The sequence below is a fragment of the Psychrobacter sp. TWP2-1-2 genome, from assembly GCF_049896785.1.
GTDB lineage: Bacteria > Pseudomonadota > Gammaproteobacteria > Pseudomonadales > Moraxellaceae > Psychrobacter.
The window spans coordinates 1-18,039 of the sequence record NZ_JAFCVA010000005.1 but is presented as its reverse complement, the minus strand read 5'-3'; the positions used below and the strand labels follow the sequence as shown (position 1 = coordinate 18,039).

16 protein-coding genes and 1 pseudogene are annotated in these 18,039 nt (G+C 41.8%); 7 read left to right on the top strand and 10 right to left on the bottom strand.

Features of this window, described 5'->3' with window-relative positions:
• Window positions 1-61: 61 nt before the first annotated feature.
• Window positions 62-970 carry an abortive infection family protein gene (locus tag ACP7AE_RS06110; RefSeq protein WP_426241985.1) on the bottom strand — a complete coding sequence of 303 codons (909 nt, stop codon included), beginning with the start codon at window positions 968-970 and terminating at the stop codon, window positions 62-64.
• 222 nt (window positions 971-1,192) lie between these two features.
• Between ACP7AE_RS06110 and ACP7AE_RS06105 the strand changes: the two genes are divergently transcribed.
• Complete coding sequence (locus tag ACP7AE_RS06105; RefSeq protein WP_426241983.1) at window positions 1,193-2,236, top strand: NAD(P)H-dependent flavin oxidoreductase; 1,044 nt, start codon at window positions 1,193-1,195, stop codon at window positions 2,234-2,236.
• Window positions 2,237-2,261: 25 nt separating this feature from the next.
• On the opposite strand, the gene ACP7AE_RS06100 is transcribed toward ACP7AE_RS06105, so the two are convergent.
• Window positions 2,262-2,966 (bottom strand): aspartate/glutamate racemase family protein, encoded by a 705-nt coding sequence (locus ACP7AE_RS06100; RefSeq protein ID WP_201540907.1) that lies wholly within the window; start codon window positions 2,964-2,966, stop codon window positions 2,262-2,264.
• 267 nt (window positions 2,967-3,233) lie between these two features.
• Between ACP7AE_RS06100 and ACP7AE_RS06095 the strand changes: the two genes are divergently transcribed.
• On the top strand, window positions 3,234-3,488 hold the full coding sequence (locus ACP7AE_RS06095) for a DUF2798 domain-containing protein (protein ID WP_045442930.1): 255 nt from the start codon (window positions 3,234-3,236) through the stop codon (window positions 3,486-3,488).
• A gap of 441 nt (window positions 3,489-3,929) precedes the next feature.
• Here the strand turns inward: ACP7AE_RS06095 and oppF are convergent, their stop codons facing one another.
• The 5 genes from oppF to ACP7AE_RS06070 form a co-directional block, all read right to left on the bottom strand.
• Window positions 3,930-4,958, bottom strand: coding sequence for a murein tripeptide/oligopeptide ABC transporter ATP binding protein OppF (gene oppF / locus ACP7AE_RS06090; RefSeq protein ID WP_087814920.1), 1,029 nt, complete (start codon window positions 4,956-4,958; stop codon window positions 3,930-3,932).
• Between the two features lie 3 nt (window positions 4,959-4,961).
• Window positions 4,962-6,203: an oligopeptide ABC transporter ATP-binding protein OppD gene (gene oppD / locus ACP7AE_RS06085; protein WP_426241980.1), complete on the bottom strand. Its 1,242-nt coding sequence runs from the start codon at window positions 6,201-6,203 to the stop codon at window positions 4,962-4,964.
• A gap of 12 nt (window positions 6,204-6,215) precedes the next feature.
• Window positions 6,216-7,121, bottom strand: coding sequence for an oligopeptide ABC transporter permease OppC (oppC, locus tag ACP7AE_RS06080; protein WP_060490135.1), 906 nt, complete (start codon window positions 7,119-7,121; stop codon window positions 6,216-6,218).
• A gap of 90 nt (window positions 7,122-7,211) precedes the next feature.
• Window positions 7,212-8,132, bottom strand: a complete 921-nt coding sequence (oppB, locus tag ACP7AE_RS06075; RefSeq protein ID WP_426241978.1) for an oligopeptide ABC transporter permease OppB — start codon at window positions 8,130-8,132, stop codon at window positions 7,212-7,214.
• Window positions 8,133-8,433: 301 nt separating this feature from the next.
• A complete protein-coding gene (locus tag ACP7AE_RS06070; RefSeq protein ID WP_426241976.1) occupies window positions 8,434-10,101 on the bottom strand; it encodes an ABC transporter substrate-binding protein in 1,668 nt (555 codons plus the stop codon).
• A gap of 877 nt (window positions 10,102-10,978) precedes the next feature.
• Here ACP7AE_RS06070 and ACP7AE_RS06065 point away from each other — a divergent pair.
• From ACP7AE_RS06065 to ACP7AE_RS06045, 5 genes are all read left to right on the top strand, one after another.
• Window positions 10,979-12,031: a DUF2157 domain-containing protein gene (locus tag ACP7AE_RS06065; protein WP_426241974.1), complete on the top strand. Its 1,053-nt coding sequence runs from the start codon at window positions 10,979-10,981 to the stop codon at window positions 12,029-12,031.
• Window positions 12,024-13,232, top strand: a complete 1,209-nt coding sequence (locus ACP7AE_RS06060; RefSeq protein WP_426241972.1) for a DUF4401 domain-containing protein — start codon at window positions 12,024-12,026, stop codon at window positions 13,230-13,232. The genes ACP7AE_RS06065 and ACP7AE_RS06060 overlap by 8 nt, the downstream gene beginning before the upstream one ends.
• The gene (locus ACP7AE_RS06055) at window positions 13,229-13,909 is read left to right on the top strand and encodes a GDYXXLXY domain-containing protein (protein ID WP_426241970.1); all 681 of its coding nucleotides are present in this window, start codon (window positions 13,229-13,231) and stop codon (window positions 13,907-13,909) included. The genes ACP7AE_RS06060 and ACP7AE_RS06055 overlap by 4 nt, the downstream gene beginning before the upstream one ends.
• Before the next feature lie 155 nt (window positions 13,910-14,064).
• Window positions 14,065-15,042, top strand: a complete 978-nt coding sequence (locus tag ACP7AE_RS06050; RefSeq protein ID WP_426241968.1) for a zinc-binding dehydrogenase — start codon at window positions 14,065-14,067, stop codon at window positions 15,040-15,042.
• An 88-nt stretch (window positions 15,043-15,130) separates the two neighbouring features.
• Window positions 15,131-16,135 (top strand): YhdH/YhfP family quinone oxidoreductase, encoded by a 1,005-nt coding sequence (locus ACP7AE_RS06045; protein ID WP_201540981.1) that lies wholly within the window; start codon window positions 15,131-15,133, stop codon window positions 16,133-16,135.
• 61 nt (window positions 16,136-16,196) lie between these two features.
• Here the strand turns inward: ACP7AE_RS06045 and ACP7AE_RS06040 are convergent, their stop codons facing one another.
• The 3 genes and pseudogenes from ACP7AE_RS06040 to ACP7AE_RS06030 form a co-directional block, all read right to left on the bottom strand.
• The gene (locus tag ACP7AE_RS06040; protein ID WP_426241965.1) at window positions 16,197-17,096 is read right to left on the bottom strand and encodes a DNA adenine methylase; all 900 of its coding nucleotides are present in this window, start codon (window positions 17,094-17,096) and stop codon (window positions 16,197-16,199) included.
• Between the two features lies 1 nt (window position 17,097).
• Entirely contained in the window at window positions 17,098-17,673 is a 576-nt protein-coding gene (locus tag ACP7AE_RS06035; RefSeq protein WP_426241963.1) for a hypothetical protein, read from the bottom strand.
• Between the two features lie 63 nt (window positions 17,674-17,736).
• A pseudogene (locus tag ACP7AE_RS06030) lies at window positions 17,737-18,039 on the bottom strand (hypothetical protein); the annotation flags it as partial.

Below are 18,039 nucleotides of genomic sequence, written 5' to 3'. Positions count from 1 at the left end.
GTTTAGGAGCTGACCTATTTTTCATCTTTTAAGTAAGCACAATGACTTTAACGGCTAAATTTTAATAATCCTTTCTCATTTCATTTGTTTCTAATAAGTATATGGCTAAAGTGGATGATGCTCCAACGGCTAACTTAGCGTACCTAGGTTGTAGACCTTTGAAACTACTATCTTTACCATGACCACTACCATATTCGTTTCTAACCTCTGCAATTCCTTGAACGACTGCGGATAAACTACCTAAAATCTGTCTTATTGATTTCGCCGCTTTTGCTTCATTAGATATATCATCAGGCGCAATTTTAAGCAGTTTAGTAGTTTCTCTCATCAATTTAGACAAGTCCCAGTTTTTATTGTATTCTTCTTGCCTACTTTTGAATATTGATTTACAAGCAGTTTCAATCAACTCCTTCGCTACTCCTATAGCCTGATAAGGAGAAGTTTCAATTGACGATTCCATTAAATTAATCTGTTGAGAAACGTAATCAGCGTTAAAAATAATTTTAATTTCGTTACCCTTTTTCTCGATCGATGATTTGCCTGTAAACTTCATTCTACCGCTAAAAACTGGTCTATTAGAGATACGTGTTCTCTCGATAATTTCAAACCCATCATTACTCAGGCTATCATTGAATATACGATGAAACTTATCCACTTCGTGTAAATATCCTCTTACCACTGGGTGTATCATTTCACATAAAAAATTTAAAAAAGACGCATCATTACATTTTAATAAATTAAATCTTTCATCATTAAATATCCAATTATCTTCCCAATCATCATTATTAATTCTGTGTTGCCAAATATCACCTGCTGCATCCGAAAATCTGGGGTCTCTAGAAGGCATACTTTCTAAATCGTACAGTCTAGATAAAAATTCCGTTTCATCTAGCTTTCCTGCCCACCAAATCTCCTCTATTTTTAAGATATCAAATATATCACGTCGAGTAATTTGAGATATTTTATTCATTATTTATTTCAACTTTCTTTGGTTAGATATTTAATAATATCAAATATATGTATTAACAAGCTTTAACTACAGTTTTATAGTCAACTATCTTAACTACAAAATCGTAGTCAAAATCCATCCCCATATTCAGCAACTAAATAAACACTATCCAACATACTCATTGCTTACCTCTGTTAAAGTAAGTGAGATAAAAAACCTAACAAAACCAAAAGGACGCCAGTCATGACCTTACTGAATACCCTTAATTTAACCCATCCTATCGTGCAAGCGCCGATGGCAGGCGCAACCACTCCTGAGCTGGCAGCGACAGTGAGTAACTTTGGTGGATTGGGTTCATTGGGATCGGGCATGACGCCGCCAGAGGTTTTGCATAGCCATATTGACACCATTAAATCGCTCACCGATCGCCCTTTTATGATTAATTTAATGGTGCTCTCTGAGCATGAGTCGAGCACCTTTGATACCGAAATCCCTGCTTGGCTAAGTCATTACTATCAAGAAAACAATATCGAATGTGCCCTACCTGAACGCCCAGCGCTAAGTTTTGCCGATCAGCTACAAGTGCTCTATGACAATCCTGTTCCTGTCGCTAGCTTTACTTTTGGTATTATTAGCGCCGAGCAAGTTCAGCATCTGCAAGGTCTAGGCACGCGCGTCATCGGGACGGCAAATCATCCATTAGAAGCAAAAGCATGGAGCGATATTGGTGCTGATGCGGTATGTGTACAAGGGGTCGAAGCGGGTGGGCATCGCGGTGGCTGGCTCACGCAAAGTGAAACCGATCCATTGGGATTATTGACGCTAATTAGTCAAACGCGCGCGTGTACCGACATTCCATTAATTGCAGCAGGTGGCATCATGACTGGGCAAGATATCAAAGCGGTGCAAACGGCTGGCGCTGAGCTGGCGCAAATCGGAACGGCTTTTTTGACCACAGATAAATGCGGCATTAATGACATTTATAAGCAAGCATTACTCGACGCTAGTGAAGATAAGCGCAGCACTGAGACACGCTTAACGAGACTGTTTTCAGGTAAGCAGGCTCGTGGTTTATTAAATAATTATTTGCGTGATTTTGCTCAATTTGAAAGCGCGCATGAGCTACCGCCCTATCCACAATTAAATGCGATGACCAAATTTTTGCGTGGTCATGCGACCAATAATCTTGACCCGGAGTATCAGTCTTTATGGGCAGGACAAGGCGTCGCTTTGGTCAGACAAGAGCGCACGATTGAGTTACTAGAGCGCTTGGTCAAAACGTTATAGGCTTAAATGCTTTTATCAGTCCGCGCTACTCTAATAAAAAATCCACCGCTGCCGCTGCATGAATCACCGTGGTATCAAATACCGGAATTGGGCTGTCTGCTTGCTTAATGAGCAGTCCAATTTCTGTACAGCCTAAGATGACGCCCTCTGCGCCTTGATTCGCTAAATCTTTAATCACCTGCTGATAATACTGGCGCGAGCTGTCTTTAAATTGACCGACGCACAGCTCTTTTTTGATAATTCGATGTACCTCTGCTCGTGCATCACTCTCTGGTATCAATACTTGAAGCCCTGCATCCACCAAACGCTGCCTATAAAAATCTTCCGTCATCGTAAACTCAGTGCCCAGTAAAACAATTTTAGACAGATTCTGTTTTTTGATGGCGGCAATAGTGGTATCAGCGATATGTATAACGGGTAAATGCGTCACGGCTTGCACATCATCGAGTAATTTATGCATTGTATTAGAGGCAATCATGAGTCCTTGTACGCCAGCGGCTTGCAAACGCTGCGCACTGCTAGCCATGATTACACCCAGCGCTGCCCATTCATCTTGCTCTTGGTGCTTATTAATCAACGCAAAGTCCACGCTATGTATGAATAAATCTGCTGAATGTAATCCACCCAGCTTATCCTTGACACCCTCATTTATCAGCCGATAATAGCTTTCGCTACTCTCCCAACTCATACCACCGATGATGCCCAATGTTCGCTGCTTGTGCACGGTCATTTTATTGCCTTATTTGTGGGTTGTAATCGATTTTATCGTAGCAAAATTAATCATCTTTAGTTTGTTATTTTTCAGGAATTTTTATTTTAATGCATGAGACAACAGTCATTAAAATATAACGAATGTCACCATTGATAATAACGATTTTATCCACTTATCAACATACGATATCATGGTTGGTAATGACGACTCATGACGCTACGCAACATCGTTCATCGTTCATCGTTCATCAAACGCCACCATCACCATGTAGGACACCTCCACACTATGGCAAAATTCCCTACCATCAGAATACGCACACGGCGCAAGTACTACCGGCTTATTTTTACCTTTTTAATGGCACTGCTGATGTCCACGATTATCTCAACTGCATTACTACTGATCAATGTAGGATTCGTCGATGGGTTCTTTATCACGCTGTTTCACTCATGGAAATATGCCTTTATAGTCGCGTGGCCGAGCGCTTATATTTGCGCCTATCTCATCCAAGAGCATTTGCTCAGTCGTATTGAGTTTTATTGAACCAGCTAGAAGTCAAAGTATGAGAATGCCATGATGAAGCATTGCTGTGAGTTGATGGTAAATCATCATGCCGCTATGAATTAAGAAATCCGTGGTCGTATACACAGCCTTGCTGAAGGTATTTTATGCGAAGATAAAAGGGTATTTTTTGATTGGATATTAGGCACGTTGAGTCATCTTATGATAAGTGACTGGATCTGGATAAGAGGCTTTAATGATCTTCCTAATTACTCCCGTAATAAATCAACCCCCAAGCCCATCATCGTGGTCAGCTAACAACATTACTTAATGAAATGGCTCTTGATATCGGTGAAACTGATTGATTGATGCTAACTGCTGACGTTTAAAACCAATGAGTAAAAGTATTAGATTGTATTAAGAGCATTTCAATAAGTCCGCCTGCTTTTAATACAGTCAATATCCATGAACCAAAAACCACTTTTAAGCCACCTCGACCTTATTTTTTAAACAAGCCACTCGGTGATTTATGGTGCCTTCTAACACGGGTTTAATCTGTGCGCATTCTTCATCAGCTAGTGGACAACGGGTGCGAAAAACGCAACCTGACGGCGGATTGATCGGACTGGGTAAATCACCCTCTAATAACTGAATGACCTTGTTACGCTCAGCAATAGGATCAGGTAGCGGTACAGCAGACATCAGTGCTTTGGTATAGGGATGAGTCGGATTGCCGTATACGGCTTTGTTCAAACCCAGTTCGGCGGCGTTGCCTAAATACATGACCAAGACTCGATCAGCAATGTGCTTAATCACAGAAAGATCATGGGCAATGAAGATAAGCGCTAATCCCATCTCTTCTTGCACATCTTGCAATAAATTAATGACCTGCGCCTGAATCGAGACATCAAGGGCGGAGACTGGCTCATCACAGATAATAATTTTGGGCTTTAATATCAGTGCTCGAGCAATGCCTATTCGCTGGCACTGACCACCTGAAAACTCATGCGGATATCGGTTAATTTGATTGGACAGTAGCCCCACCTTTTTCATGATGGCGCGTACCTCGTTTTGCACCTCAGGCTTCTTCATTTCAGGATAATAAGTGCGAAGAGGCTCGGCGATAATATCCCCTACCGTCATGCGCGGGTTAAGTGATGCCAGCGGATCTTGGAAGATCATTTGAATGTCTTTTCGCTTTAATCTCATGGTCTTTTTGGACGCACCCACCATCTCTTCATCACAAAACTTGATACTGCCAGAGTCAGCTTGTATCAATCCGATGATAGTACGAGCGAGTGTTGATTTACCGCAGCCTGATTCGCCCACCACCCCTAAAGTCTCACCAGCGAATAGCTCAAACGATACCCCATTAACTGCTTTTAGAGTGACAGGCTTCTGCCAAAAGTAAGTGCCTTTTTGTTTGATATTAAAAGTGGTATGAATGTCCTTTACTTGCAATAACGGTGCTGGATTATTGCTTTTGGCGCTATCTAAATTCTGTATCATCATGAGCTAGCCCTCCATCCCTGATTGATTATTGGCATCGATATCTGCTGAGCTATATAGTGAGTGATCAACGGGTGTTTCAGGGTGCCAATGACAAGCGCGTTGACGCTCGTTCGGTAAAAATTCCAACGGTGGCGGTGTATCAAGGCAGATTTCCATCGCATGAGAACAGCGCTCATAAAAAGGGCAGCCTGCAGGCAAATCTAATAAATTTGGTGGACTACCTGGAATGGTTTCAAGCTTGCCCATATCGTTATTTAAACGAGGAATCGCTTTTAGTAGCCCGATAGTATATGGATGACTTGGGGCATAAAAAATCTCTTCAGTTTCTCCATACGCCATAGTACGCCCAGCATACATCACCAGCACTCGATCACAAATACCCGCTACAACTCCCAAATCATGGGTAATCATAATAATGGTGGTGCCAAAGTCACGTTTTAGCTCGTTTAATAGAACCATAATCTGCGCCTGAACAGTAACGTCGAGCGCGGTGGTTGGCTCATCAGCAATCAACAGCTTAGGGCGACATAATAATGCCATCGCAATCATAACCCGCTGACGCATACCACCTGAGAACTCATGCGGATACATGCCAATACGGTTTTTAGCTTCTGGAATCTTAACTGCGTCTAGCATTCGTATGGATTCGGCCCAAGCGTCTTTTTTACTCATGCCTTTATGTAAAATCAATACTTCAGCGAGCTGGTCGCCTATCTTCATATAAGGATTTAATGAGGTCATCGGATCTTGGAAGATCATCGCGATCTGCTCGGCACGAATCTTATTTAGTGCTTTTTGTGACAATCCTAGTAGCTCATTACCCTCAAAGCGTACCGAACCTTTGGCATAACCGTTATTTGCCAATAACCCCATAATAGCAAACGCTGTCTGCGACTTACCTGAACCAGACTCACCAACGATACCTAAGGTTTCGCCTTCATGTAGGTTAAAATTTAAGCCATTAACCGCCGTTACTAGACCCTCTTCGGTCGTGAACTGTACCGATAAATCTTTGACTGCTAACAAGGTGTTTTCTGCGTTAGGTGGCTTATCGAGCGCTGAATCAGTACCTATATTAAAGGTATTAGTATTAGACTCTATTTTCTCAGGAGCACTAGGCGCGTTGGCGGCGTTATGAATCTTTTGAGTTGCTATGTTTTTATCTTCCATACTTTTACCCTCCATGCTTTTACCCTCCATGCTTTTATCCTTCATGCTTTTATCCTTCATGCTTTGGTTTTTCATGATGTCACCCTCTTAGCGGTCTTTAGGGTCAAACGCATCACGCAGACCGTCGCCAATAAAGTTAAAGCAAAATAAAGTAATGACCAAAAAAGCTGAAGGAATCAAAATCTGCCAAGGTGCTACCTGCATGGTTTTTGAGCCTTCTTGCAACAGCGCTCCCCAACTGGTCATCGGCTCTTGAACACCAAGTCCCAAAAAGCTTAAAAATGACTCAAACAAAATCATCGTTGGCACTAATAAAGAGGCATAAACCACCACTACCCCGAGTACATTGGGCACGATGTGGCGTAAGATAATATTAAAGCCTGATACGCCGCCTACGTGCGCAGCTTCAATAAACTCTTTACTCTTAAGGCTTAGTGTTTGCCCGCGAACGATACGCGCAACATCCAGCCACGATACCAGTCCAATCGCCACAAAGATTAAGATAAGGTTACGACCAAAGATAGTGACTAATAAAATCACAAAAAACATAAAGGGGAAGGCGCTTAAAATCTCTAATACACGCATCATAACGGTATCGACTTTGCCACCAAGATAGCCTGACGTTGCACCGTATATCGTACCGAAAATCACTGCAACCGTAGCGCCGGCGACGCCTACCATCAAGGAGATACGACCACCTACTGCGGTTCGCACTAACAAATCACGACCGAGTGAATCAGTACCGAAGTAGTGCTTATTATCGATGGCTGGCGCGGACTGCATAAAATTCCAGTCGGTTTCGGCATAGCCAAAAGGTGCTAACATCGGTACAAAGATGACAAAGGCAGCCACGAGTAGCAAGATAAAAAGACTGGCTACGGCGGCCTTGTTGCGATAAAAACGGCGCTTAGCATCTTGCAAAAGGCTGCGGCCTTTGATTTCCTGAGCCCCTATTTCTGCTAGGTCAGTTGTCTGGTCTGCGGTAAGGCTCATAGTCGTCCTTTTAATAATCTATTTAGCATAATAATAATGAATGATACCTATCAAACCGTATTGGAATGATAATGCGCTTAAATGGTCGCCTTAATACTGAATCTTTGGATCAATTACCGCGTATAAAATATCGACGATAGCATTAAAGGCAATGGTCAATACCCCGACTAAAATGGTCAAACTAAGCACTACCCCATAATCACGATTGAGTGCGCCGTTAATGAATAACTGTCCGATACCAGGTAAACCAAAGATAGTCTCAATCACAATAGAGCCTGTAATAATACCGACAAAGGCTGGGCCCAAATAAGAGATAACGGGTAGTAGTGCGGGTCTCAGCGCATGCCTCATCACTATTTGGTGCATCGGCAAACCTTTCGCCTTAGCCGTTCGGATATACTGGCTATTCATCACCTCAATCATCGAGCCGCGCATGATACGAGCAATACTCGCAACATAAGCGAGCGCTAAGGCGGCGACTGGTAATACAAGGTTTTTGAGTGCCCCGTCATTCCAGCCACCAGCTGGTAGCCATTGCAAAATAATGGCAAAAACCAGCACTAATAATGGCGCTTTAACGAAGCTTGGAATCACAACGCCTGTCATAGCAAAGGCCATCAGTACGTAGTCTATCCATGAGTTTTGCTTAAGGGCTGCGATCACACCGAAGATAAGTCCTAAGACCAATGCCAATATAAAAGCGTATAAACCCAACTCCATAGAGACAGGAAACGACTGCGACAACAACTCGTTAACCGTATAATCTTTATACTTAAAAGACGGTCCAAAGTCGCCTACCGCTAGCTGCTTTAGATAATTAACATACTGTAGCCACATAGGATCGTTGAGATTGTATTTGGCCTCGATATTGGCCAGTACCGCAGGTGGCAAGCTACGCTCACCCGTAAACGGACTGCCTGGCGCCAAACGCATCATAAAAAAGGAGACCGTGATCAATACAAATAAGGTCGGAATGGCCTCTAAGATACGCCGAAAAATCAGTTTTAGCATAATGCCTCTTTTATAATGATGCTTATTTTTCAGCTAAATTAAAATGAGATAACTAGCACAAACCTAACGCCCAGTTATCTTTCAACTAGCAATATTCAATGACTTGGTTTTAAATAAAATATTGATAATCGTCGTTTATAAATAACAAAAGTTTCATCTAACACGCCTAATAAGAGTGGCTGTGAAAAATGAAACTAATGACGCTATCAGCGTTATTTGATAAGAGCGATAAATGAAACCAGCTGCTTTTACCGCTCTCAGACATTTAATCAATAGAATTATTCAGCGATCAGTCAAACGATTAGTGCTTAGCAATTGAGAGATTTTTTACCTGCCAATTGTCTAATATATCTTTAGTTGGAAACCCAATGACATAAGGTTTTACTAGACGCGGGCTGACGTAATGATAAATGTTAAGTAAACCCATATCTTGATCGAGCTGAGCTTCAGCTTGCTTGTATAGATTGGCACGCTGCTCAGGGCTAACGCCAGCTTTCAGCGTTTGCGCCATTAAACTGTCAAAGTTAGCGTTATTGTATTTACCGTAGTTGCCACTATTGTCAGATTTGGCAATATTTAAGAAAGCTGACGCTTCGTTATAATCACCACACCAGCCAGCACGCGCAATTTGATAATTACCATTACGGCGAGTATCCAAATAGGTTTTCCATTCTTTATTGGTCAAAGTCACATCGACGAAGCCGAGCGCTTGCTTCCATAGTGAAGTAGCCGCGACCGCAGTCTTTTTATGATTGTCATTGGTGTTGTATAGCAGCTCAAAAGTCAGCGGATTGCTATCGCTGTAGCCTGCTTCAGTGAGCAGTTTTTTGGCCTCAGTAACCCGCTTTTCTTGATCCCAAGTCGACCATTCTGGACTATTTGCAATATCGCCATTGGTGGCAGGGGGTGTCAACTGATAAGCGGCCGTCTGTCCTTGACCGATAACTTTATCCGCAATGGTATCGCGGTCCAAAGCTAAGGCTAAAGCGCGGCGTACGTTGGGATCGTTGAACGGTGGCTTGACCGTATTAAACTCGTAATAATAAGTACAAAGATAAGGAGATACGGTTAGCTGATCGCCCACTTGCTCTTTAAGCGAAGCGAACTGCTCAGTTGGAATCTCATTGTAGGTCACATCGATTTCACCCGCCTGATAGCGTGCGACGTCAGTCGTACTAGAAGGAATCGGCAGGAAAGTGACGGTATCGATAGTCGTATTGGCATCGTCATAATAAGAAGCGTTGCGCGTTAAAACGATTTTGTCGTTAATTTGCCACTGGGTAGGCTTGTAAGGACCGTTAACCACGATGTTCTCAGGAGCTGTCCACTTATCACCAAAGGCTTCAACGGTCTTTTTATGAACGGGCTTGACTGAATTATGAATCAACATATCTGGGAAATAAGGCACTGGCTCTGATAACGTAATTTGCAAAGTTTTATCATCGATAGCCTTTACGCCAAGGGTTTCAATGCCAGCCTTACCATCAACGATTTGATCAGCGCCGACTACTTTGGCATCGACCAAATAGCTTGAATACGGCGACGCAGTATTTGGATCGACCAAGCGGCGCATACTGTAGACAAAATCCTCTGCCGTTACTGGATCATCATTTGACCATTTAGCATCGCGCAGCTTAAAGGTCCATACTTTATTGTCTTCGCTTTCCCAACTGGTTGCCATTGCTGGAATGGTCTTACCTTCGGCATCCGTATTGGTTAAACCTTCTAACATCTGGCGGCCAAGGGTAGATTCTGGTACACCCGATACTTTGTGTGGATCAAGTGATTCAGGTTCAGTGCCATTATTGACGACGAGCGCTTGAGTATCAGCCAGTACATTAGGATCAACGGCAGCTGCTTGGCTGTCAGTGCCAGACTTATCGCTACTACAGCCAGTCATAGACATGGCGAGCGCAAGAGAGGTAGGCAAAAATATAGAGGACAAAAGGTGATTAGGAGTGCGCATCATATAATAGCTATCCTTGCTGGTCAGTGGCTGGGCAGATCAACTAAATAGTAGTGATTCGAGTTAATATATCCGTATATTGACTATGTTTATTAACAATACTTTGACTAACTATTGGTCATATTGTAGACAACTATTAGTAATTAAAAACGATACAAATGTCAATAAGTTTTAATTCCTCCCCGATACTAACAAGCAAAATAAGCTTGCAGTCAAAGCAGTTTCAACGACCAAAAATCAGATGAGACTACTATTATTTTAGTAATTTTTATAGCTACTTATTACCTTTCATCAGCAATATACTACCGCTCATTCGAAACCTGTCTTATTACTACAAATCTCAGTTTCTAAATCACTAATTATCACTGTCAAGTGAATGAAATCAATGCTATCAAGCAATAAAACCCTAGTAGATATGATGAATTTTATTTATAAGACTATTATTAATAACTAATCATTCACTAGAATCTTTAAGCCGATGCTGATGAATAATAGTGTGGTGTTTTCGACACTCAAAACCAGATTTATTCGCTATTCAAAATCGTACATTTTTTTGATTTTTGCAATTACTTATTTTTGTAATAGCTGAGTAAGACCATGATAAAAATCACTAAATTTAGAATAAATACCTACCAATATCACTATTAATTCCTTTTTATAAAGCTGATAATGCTGATCTCTTGATGAAATTTTGATTGTATAGTCGCGTGGCCGAGCGCTTATATTTGCGCCTATCTCATCCAAAAGCATTTGCTCAGTCGTATTGAGCTTTATTGAGTTTTATTGAGTTTTATTGAGTAAAAAACTATAAACTTTAGTACATCTGCCTCTCACAAAAAAGCTAAGATAAGCAACATCATTTTTTTATTTAGAGGACGCTATGAGCCAACCACGGCGTACTATCGAGCATTTACTCAAGCAAGGCATACTGCCATTGACGCATGCCAACGATGCAGCGATTCATTTGCAAGTCTATCCTAGCAAACGCTCATGGCTGGTCTTTTTTGATAAAGCCATGCTGATTATCGGGGCGATAGCGCTGGTATTATCGCTGGTATTTTTTATTGCCTATAACTGGGTAAATATGGGCAAAATGGGCAAGTTCGCTTTGGTCGAAGGGGCATTGGTTGTCACTATTGCCTTGTACGTTGCACTGTCTTTTAGGCGACGGTTTCAGCTTATTCGGCAGATGCTATTGTTAATTGCCAGCGTGATTACGGGTAGCTTATTGGCGCTATTCGGGCAGGTTTATCAAACGGGTGCTGATACGTGGCAGCTGTTTTTCGGTTGGGCAATATTGATTATTCCTTGGGTAATCATCGCCCGCTTCCCTGCGCTATGGTTATTATGGCTTGGGCTCGTCAATACTGGTCTCATCTTATATTTCGGCGTTATGGACTTTACCTTTGTCAGTTACTTCTATGAAGGTGTCTTACAAATAGGCGTGCTTGCCGCTGTTAATTTTGTGGCGCTAAACTTGTGGCTCGTGTTTATCGACCGTCAACCACCATCAGTCACACTCAGCCGATTTAAGTCCGAGCTGGATTGGAGCGCTTATGTCGTCGGTTTACTCAGCAGCCATTTTATTACCTACCTTGCCATTCTTTATGTCTTTGATGACGCCAATATTTTAATGACGCTGATCGCTTTGCTGCTATGGATGAGCTGGTGCGGATTTATGGTTTGGCGATTTTATTGGTATCGCATCAATCTATTAATGCTGACCTATTTATGTGGCTCTGTCATTGTCGTGGTGATGTTTTGGGCGGGTAAGTTGTTTTTAGACAATTTTGATATGGGTGGTTTTCTCATCTTAGCCCTATTATTGATTGGCATGAGTTCAGCAGCGGTTGTTTGGCTGCGTCATGCGGCACGTTTAAACAGCGAAAACAATCTCCCAAGTGCTGTCGTCAAAGGAGGCAATTATGAGTAATGATATGAATAATCAATACTCAGACAATGTCCTTTTACAGCTGCAACAGCTTGGATTGATTGATGGAAATATGATTGATGCCCGTACTGGTGAGACCAGCGCTAAGGCAACGATAGCGAATAATCACTCTCAAAACGATATTCCTTGGTTTATACAAATACTTTTTGGTCTTAGCGGTATTGTAGCGAGTCTGTTTCTAATCGCCTTTCTGTCTTTGTTATTGTTCGGCATCGATGGCTTTGACAGCGTGATTGCCTTGTTAATTACAGGTCTAGTACTCAGCGCGGCAGGTTTTGTGCTGTTTAGAAACAAGCAAAGCCGTGATAATATCTTTATCAGTAGCCTAGCATTGGCTATTAGCTCGGCTGGGCAAGCCTACATTGCCTTTGCTTTATTTGATAATAATTTGTCACATCCTATAGATGTTTGGCTTTTTTTAATCGTGCAAGCCGTTATGACGGTCATTATGCCCAACCGTATCTATCGCCTATTGGGCAGCATAATGACGCTAGGTTTGACGGTTTATCTGCTTAACTATTATCATCTACTTGAGGTTAGCTTGGGATTATTGGCGCTGATTACGACTGGCAGCAACTTATCACGTTATTCTCTATTGCAGCGTATACCTAGTAAATGGCGCGCGGATGTTTTCGATATTATTAAAGCCATTGGTTACGCCAGCGCGCTGATACTGTTGTGCGTTTCTGTGTACTTTATCGCCGCTGAACATAGTCATAGTCTTGCTTCTTATTATGGCGACACTTTTCGCTACAATTACTATTTGGCGCAAGGGTTGCTTACACTTGCCAGCCTTTATGCCGCTTATCTGATTCTAAAACGTTACGACGTTAAATTACTATCGGCAGCGGGACTCTTCATTGGTGGTGCGATTGTATTGCTTGGGATAATATCCATTTACGTCTCAGGACTGCTAGCGACCAGCCTTATCATTGTCATTGCGATCGCCAATAGCCAACGGGTGCTGTTAGGTTTGGGCGTCACCGCCTTGGTCAGCTATGTATTTTGGTATTACTATCAGCTCGATACTTCGTTGCTAATCAAATCTCTCTCAATGCTAATCGTCGGACTGACCATGCTGATGGGGCGTTGGCTATTGATTAAACGCTATTTCGCTCACTGCCTTATCGACGATACTGATTTGACAATGAGCGCCAACGATCGTCAGGAGCGCCACTCATGAAAAATAAAATTTTAACTAAGCGCTTGATTGATGACACGTCACCATCCACGCATTGGCTAAAAAAACGAGCCGTTACGATTACGATTGCCCTACTGGGGTTAGCCTTGATATTGATTGTAATGACGATGAACATCATCAAATACGAAACCCATCTCACCACTGGCAAAACGGTATTATTAGCGCTGGCACCTATCGATCCACGCGGTTTTATGCAAGGCGATTATATGGCGTTAAGCTATGCACTGGAGCGCGATATTTTTGATGCCATGCGACCAAAGCACCCTCATTCAACACAAGACGAATTAGGCTCAGAACTAGATGTAGAATTAGACGAGCTTGATACAGATTTTCGTATTTATGAGCCAAGCGACGGTTATGTCATTGTGAAAATCGATGACAATAATGTGGGGCATTTTGTCCGCTTAGCAGATAGTAATAGTCGTGAAAATTTAACTAAAAGTGAGCTGCCCATTTATTACCGCATCCGTAACGGCAGTGTGCAATTGGCGACCAATGCGTTCTTCTTTCAAGAAGGTCATGCTGAGGCGTTTGAAGCGGCTGAATATGGTCTGTTTCGCGTCAATGACAAAGGCGAGCCATTACTCACAGAGATGGTAGACGGTGATTTTACAGTCATCGTCGGCGACATAAGTGAAAAGGATAAAGCCTCTCAGTAGACGTTCACGCTGTGACTTATCATGCATTACTACTTATACTTTACTATACGCGATACGTGCAACGCATAACATTCCTTAACTAAAGTAACATTGAGGGTACGGAGACAAACTTGTTACTGTTGCTCACCACCTAAAAATAAATAAAGGCAATGATTATGCGTAGCGCAACTTATAGTACCTTCGGTAAACCATCTGACGTCCTCAGTTTAGGTGACACGCCTATTCCTGAACCAAAAGCCAATGAAGTCCGAGTCAAAATGGTACTCGCCTCTATCCACAACCATGACTTATTAACCATTCGCGGTCAATATGGCTTTAAACCTGAGCTGCCAGCGGTTGGTGGTAGCGAAGCGGTCGGCATTATCGATGCCGTCGGTCAGGATGTCAAAGACTTAAAAGTGGGTCAGCGCGTGGCAGCGGCGAGCGTGCAAGCGACATGGGCAGAGTATTTTGTCGCCTCAAAAGACATGGTATTCGTCATGCCTGATAGCTTAGAGGACGAAATGGCGGCGCAGCTCATTGCGATGCCACTCAGCGCGCTGATGCTGATTGAGTTTTTAGCACTAAAAAGTGGTCAGTGGGTGATCCATAATGCTGCCAATGGCGCGGTCGGCAAATCGCTCGCCATGCTAGCCGCCGCGCGTGGTATTAACACCATTAATGTCGTGAGAAGTGACGATGCTATCAAGGAATTAGACGCACTGGGTATCAAGCATAATATCAACACCTCAGATGACGACTGGACCGATCAAGTAAAAGCCATCCTTGGTGATGAGAAAATCAGTGCCGCGGTTGATTCTATCGGTGGTGACTCAAGTAATGATCTGCTGGCGTTACTGGGTCATGGTGGCACATTGGCATCGTTTGGCATCATGTCAGGCAAACCAATGATACTAGATCCAACCCATATTATTTTTAAACAAGCGACGATTAAAGGCTTTTGGGGCAGCAAAATCAGTCAAGAAATGAGCGTTGAAAACAAACAGCGTTTGATTGATGAGCTGATCGAACGTGCTAACGATGGCAATTTAAAACTGCCCGTTGAAGCAACATTTGATTTGGCAGATATCGTCAAGGCCGTCGATGGTAAATTGCAGGCAAGTAAGAATGGTAAGGTGTTGTTAAAAGCATAAATGACGGTCTTACATACATCGATGTAGTTGCAAATGATGTACGTGCAAGTAAAAACACACACCAAATAACCTCAATAGGAATAATATGATGTCTAATAATAAAACCTTTAGAGCCTTAGTCGTCGAAGAAAATACCGACGGCACCTTTAGCAAAAGTATTCAAGAACGCAACGTCAGTGACTTGCCAGAAAATGACTTGTTGATAGAAGTGCATTATTCCTCGTTAAATTTCAAAGATGCGATGTCGGCATCGGGCAATAAAAGAATCACCAAACAATATCCGCATACTCCCGGTATTGATGCAGCAGGCGTCGTTGTCAGCGACAAATCTGGCACGTTTACCGCAGGGCAAGAAGTATTGGTATTTGGCTATGATTTGGGCATGGATACGGATGGCGGTCTGGGTCAGATGATCTCTATCCCTGCCGATTGGGCATTGCCCTGCCCAGAAACGCTGACGTTAAAAGAAGCAATGACTTACGGTACGGGCGGCTTAACCGCAGCACTCAGTATCCAAAAACTAGAAAAAATGGGTGCAAAACCCAGTGATGGTCCAGTCGCGGTAACTGGTGCAACAGGCGGCGTCGGTACGATCAGCATCGCTATTTTGAGTCAGCTGGGTTATGAGGTGATTGCCTTCTCAGGTAAGCCAGAGCAAAGCGAGCACCTAAAAGAACTAGGTGCGAGCGAAGTGCGTCATCGCGATACCATCAATGAAATCGGTAACAAGCCTATCGGTCGTGAGCTGTGGGCAAATGCTATTGATACCATTGGCGGCGACTACTTACCAAACCTGCTAAAGCAAACCAAATCTGGCGGTGCAGTGACCAGTTGTGGTTTAGCCAGCGGCGCTGAGTTTTCGATGTCAGTGATACCTTTTATCACCCGCGCGGTGTCATTATTGGGTATCGATTCGGTGTATATTCCACTGGCTGATAAAGAAGCCATTTGGCAGCGTGTCGCCACCGATATGAAACTGCCTAATCTAGAGAGCTATGGCGAAGAGATTACGCTTGAGCAAACGCCGGAATACTTAGATCGCTTTATGTCGAGTAAAGTGGTTGGGCGTTATGTGGTGAATGTGAAGGGATAGATTTTAGGTTTAATATAAAAAAAAGCAGCGCTCGTCTGGGAGGCTGCTTTTTTGTTAAACTCTAATCCAGCTTATACAATATTTCTTTATTCTTTTTAGATTTTTTAAATTTAGAAGGTTCATACTCTTTGATACTTGGCTGAATTAAGTTATCACTAAAGAAAATGACTTCTTTGCCAACTTTGGTTGTATGGGCTGTATGTTTAAATGAAAATTCTTTCCTTTCAAAAGAAGAGTACAATTGCTGTATTTCAGGGACATTATCATAAGATACAATCCACTTTATCTTATCTATCGATTTAATTTTATCCCTTACTGTCTTATGATTATCATCTTTATAATGGTTCATATACAAAGTACTAGCTTTATTATAATACGGAGGATCGAAATAGAATATAACGTTATCATTGGCAGACTCTAACTCAATCTTGTCAATTAAATCTACAGCGTCTTGCCCGTACAAGTTTATATTTTCTCTGTGTTGAGCTATATTTTTTATACGTTTAATTAAGTCGGCTTTGTTAAACCTACAATCCATAGGATACTTACCTTGTTGATCGATACCTCCCATCAATCCACCTTGAATAATCCCTGAACGATTAGTTCTATTCTGGTAAAAAGTGGAGAACCCTAGATCTAACAAATCTGAATCGGCTTTATTATTTTGAACTTCTCTTTGCCTTCTCCATTCATCTACATCAAGCTTAGCGTTCTCAATTAAATTGCAAAGCTCATCTGTTCTATACAATACTGAATGCCAAAAAGCATAAATTGAACGATCTTTATCATTTATCGTTATTTTTTCAACATAACCTTCCATAAGTAGGAAAAGAGCTACTGCTGCTCCTCCAGAATAAGGCTCTACATAATGACCTGTAATTTCATTATCCATACAAACTTTAGCGATAAAAGCAGATAGCCTTGCCTTACCTCCAGGATATCTTAAGGGAGAATAATACATTTTATAACTTACTCATATCAAGTGAGGTTATCAGAACTGATTCGTCTTCTAGCATAAAATCGATTAAGACTACTAGGTTATCACACAAAGTCTTTGCATCATTTGGAATTGCGCCCACATGATAATTATGTATTATTTGATGTGAACGTTGAAGATCAAAATCGTTTAAAGCTGTCTTGATACCTGTGTCTATCACGAGACTAGTAAATCTTTTTTTCAACTCTTCGAAATTAGTAAATCTCCCCTTTCTAAAGGCAGGATCAAAGTAGCTCGAATCCTTCATAAACTGACCATTTGAGTTCTTAGTATTTTCTACTACAAACTTTAAAGTACATTCAAAAGATATACGTGTTAATGCAATTTTTGCATTCGCAGAATCATTTTCTTTCAAGTTATAACATTCATCAATTAGCTTCTTCAAAGCTGGTGGAATCTTCTTTCTTTTAAGTGTAGGCCTATTTTTTACACTATACCTCAAGTTTGCACTAGTGGCATTGGTATTCGTAGCATTGGTATTCGTAGCGTTTGGTGCAAACCCACAAGTTTCCAAATCTGTTAAAAAATTTTCAATACTCATGCTTTCTATGGTTCTAGAAGACGTTTTTGGATTTTTAATTAAGTAGTCGACAATTGTATTGATCTATGATCTAAATACAGCTGCATTGTTTATTGTTATTTCGTTTGTATCCCTCTTAAAGCTATATCCACACTTATTCCTTAAAGCAAACATTCGTTCAAATATATATGTTTTACCACCAGTCTCGCCTCTACCTTCTCTTACCAATTTTTTAAAATCTTCTCCTCTAATTTTAGATGCTTCCTGATATAGTAAGTTTAATATAAAATCGATACAGCCCATATCATGAAATAGTTTAGGCAGATTATTTTCCATCCATCCTTGGCGTAGAAATTTAGCTTGTGCCCACTTCTTCTCGATAGGATT

Bases quoted from the DNA above. Each gene is read 5' to 3' on its own strand.
- ACP7AE_RS06110 (WP_426241985.1), bottom strand. From the start codon at position 970: ATGAATAAAATATCTCAAATTACTCGACGTGATATATTTGATATCTTA.
- ACP7AE_RS06105 (WP_426241983.1), top strand. From the start codon at position 1,193: ATGACCTTACTGAATACCCTTAATTTAACCCATCCTATCGTGCAAGCG.
- ACP7AE_RS06100 (WP_201540907.1), bottom strand. From the start codon at position 2,966: ATGACCGTGCACAAGCAGCGAACATTGGGCATCATCGGTGGTATGAGT.
- ACP7AE_RS06095 (WP_045442930.1), top strand. From the start codon at position 3,234: ATGGCAAAATTCCCTACCATCAGAATACGCACACGGCGCAAGTACTAC.
- oppF (WP_087814920.1), bottom strand. From the start codon at position 4,958: ATGATGATACAGAATTTAGATAGCGCCAAAAGCAATAATCCAGCACCG.
- oppD (WP_426241980.1), bottom strand. From the start codon at position 6,203: ATGAAAAACCAAAGCATGAAGGATAAAAGCATGAAGGATAAAAGCATG.
- oppC (WP_060490135.1), bottom strand. From the start codon at position 7,121: ATGAGCCTTACCGCAGACCAGACAACTGACCTAGCAGAAATAGGGGCT.
- oppB (WP_426241978.1), bottom strand. From the start codon at position 8,132: ATGCTAAAACTGATTTTTCGGCGTATCTTAGAGGCCATTCCGACCTTA.
- ACP7AE_RS06070 (WP_426241976.1), bottom strand. From the start codon at position 10,101: ATGATGCGCACTCCTAATCACCTTTTGTCCTCTATATTTTTGCCTACC.
- ACP7AE_RS06065 (WP_426241974.1), top strand. From the start codon at position 10,979: ATGAGCCAACCACGGCGTACTATCGAGCATTTACTCAAGCAAGGCATA.
- ACP7AE_RS06060 (WP_426241972.1), top strand. From the start codon at position 12,024: ATGAGTAATGATATGAATAATCAATACTCAGACAATGTCCTTTTACAG.
- ACP7AE_RS06055 (WP_426241970.1), top strand. From the start codon at position 13,229: ATGAAAAATAAAATTTTAACTAAGCGCTTGATTGATGACACGTCACCA.
- ACP7AE_RS06050 (WP_426241968.1), top strand. From the start codon at position 14,065: ATGCGTAGCGCAACTTATAGTACCTTCGGTAAACCATCTGACGTCCTC.
- ACP7AE_RS06045 (WP_201540981.1), top strand. From the start codon at position 15,131: ATGTCTAATAATAAAACCTTTAGAGCCTTAGTCGTCGAAGAAAATACC.
- ACP7AE_RS06040 (WP_426241965.1), bottom strand. From the start codon at position 17,096: ATGTATTATTCTCCCTTAAGATATCCTGGAGGTAAGGCAAGGCTATCT.
- ACP7AE_RS06035 (WP_426241963.1), bottom strand. From the start codon at position 17,673: ATGAGTATTGAAAATTTTTTAACAGATTTGGAAACTTGTGGGTTTGCA.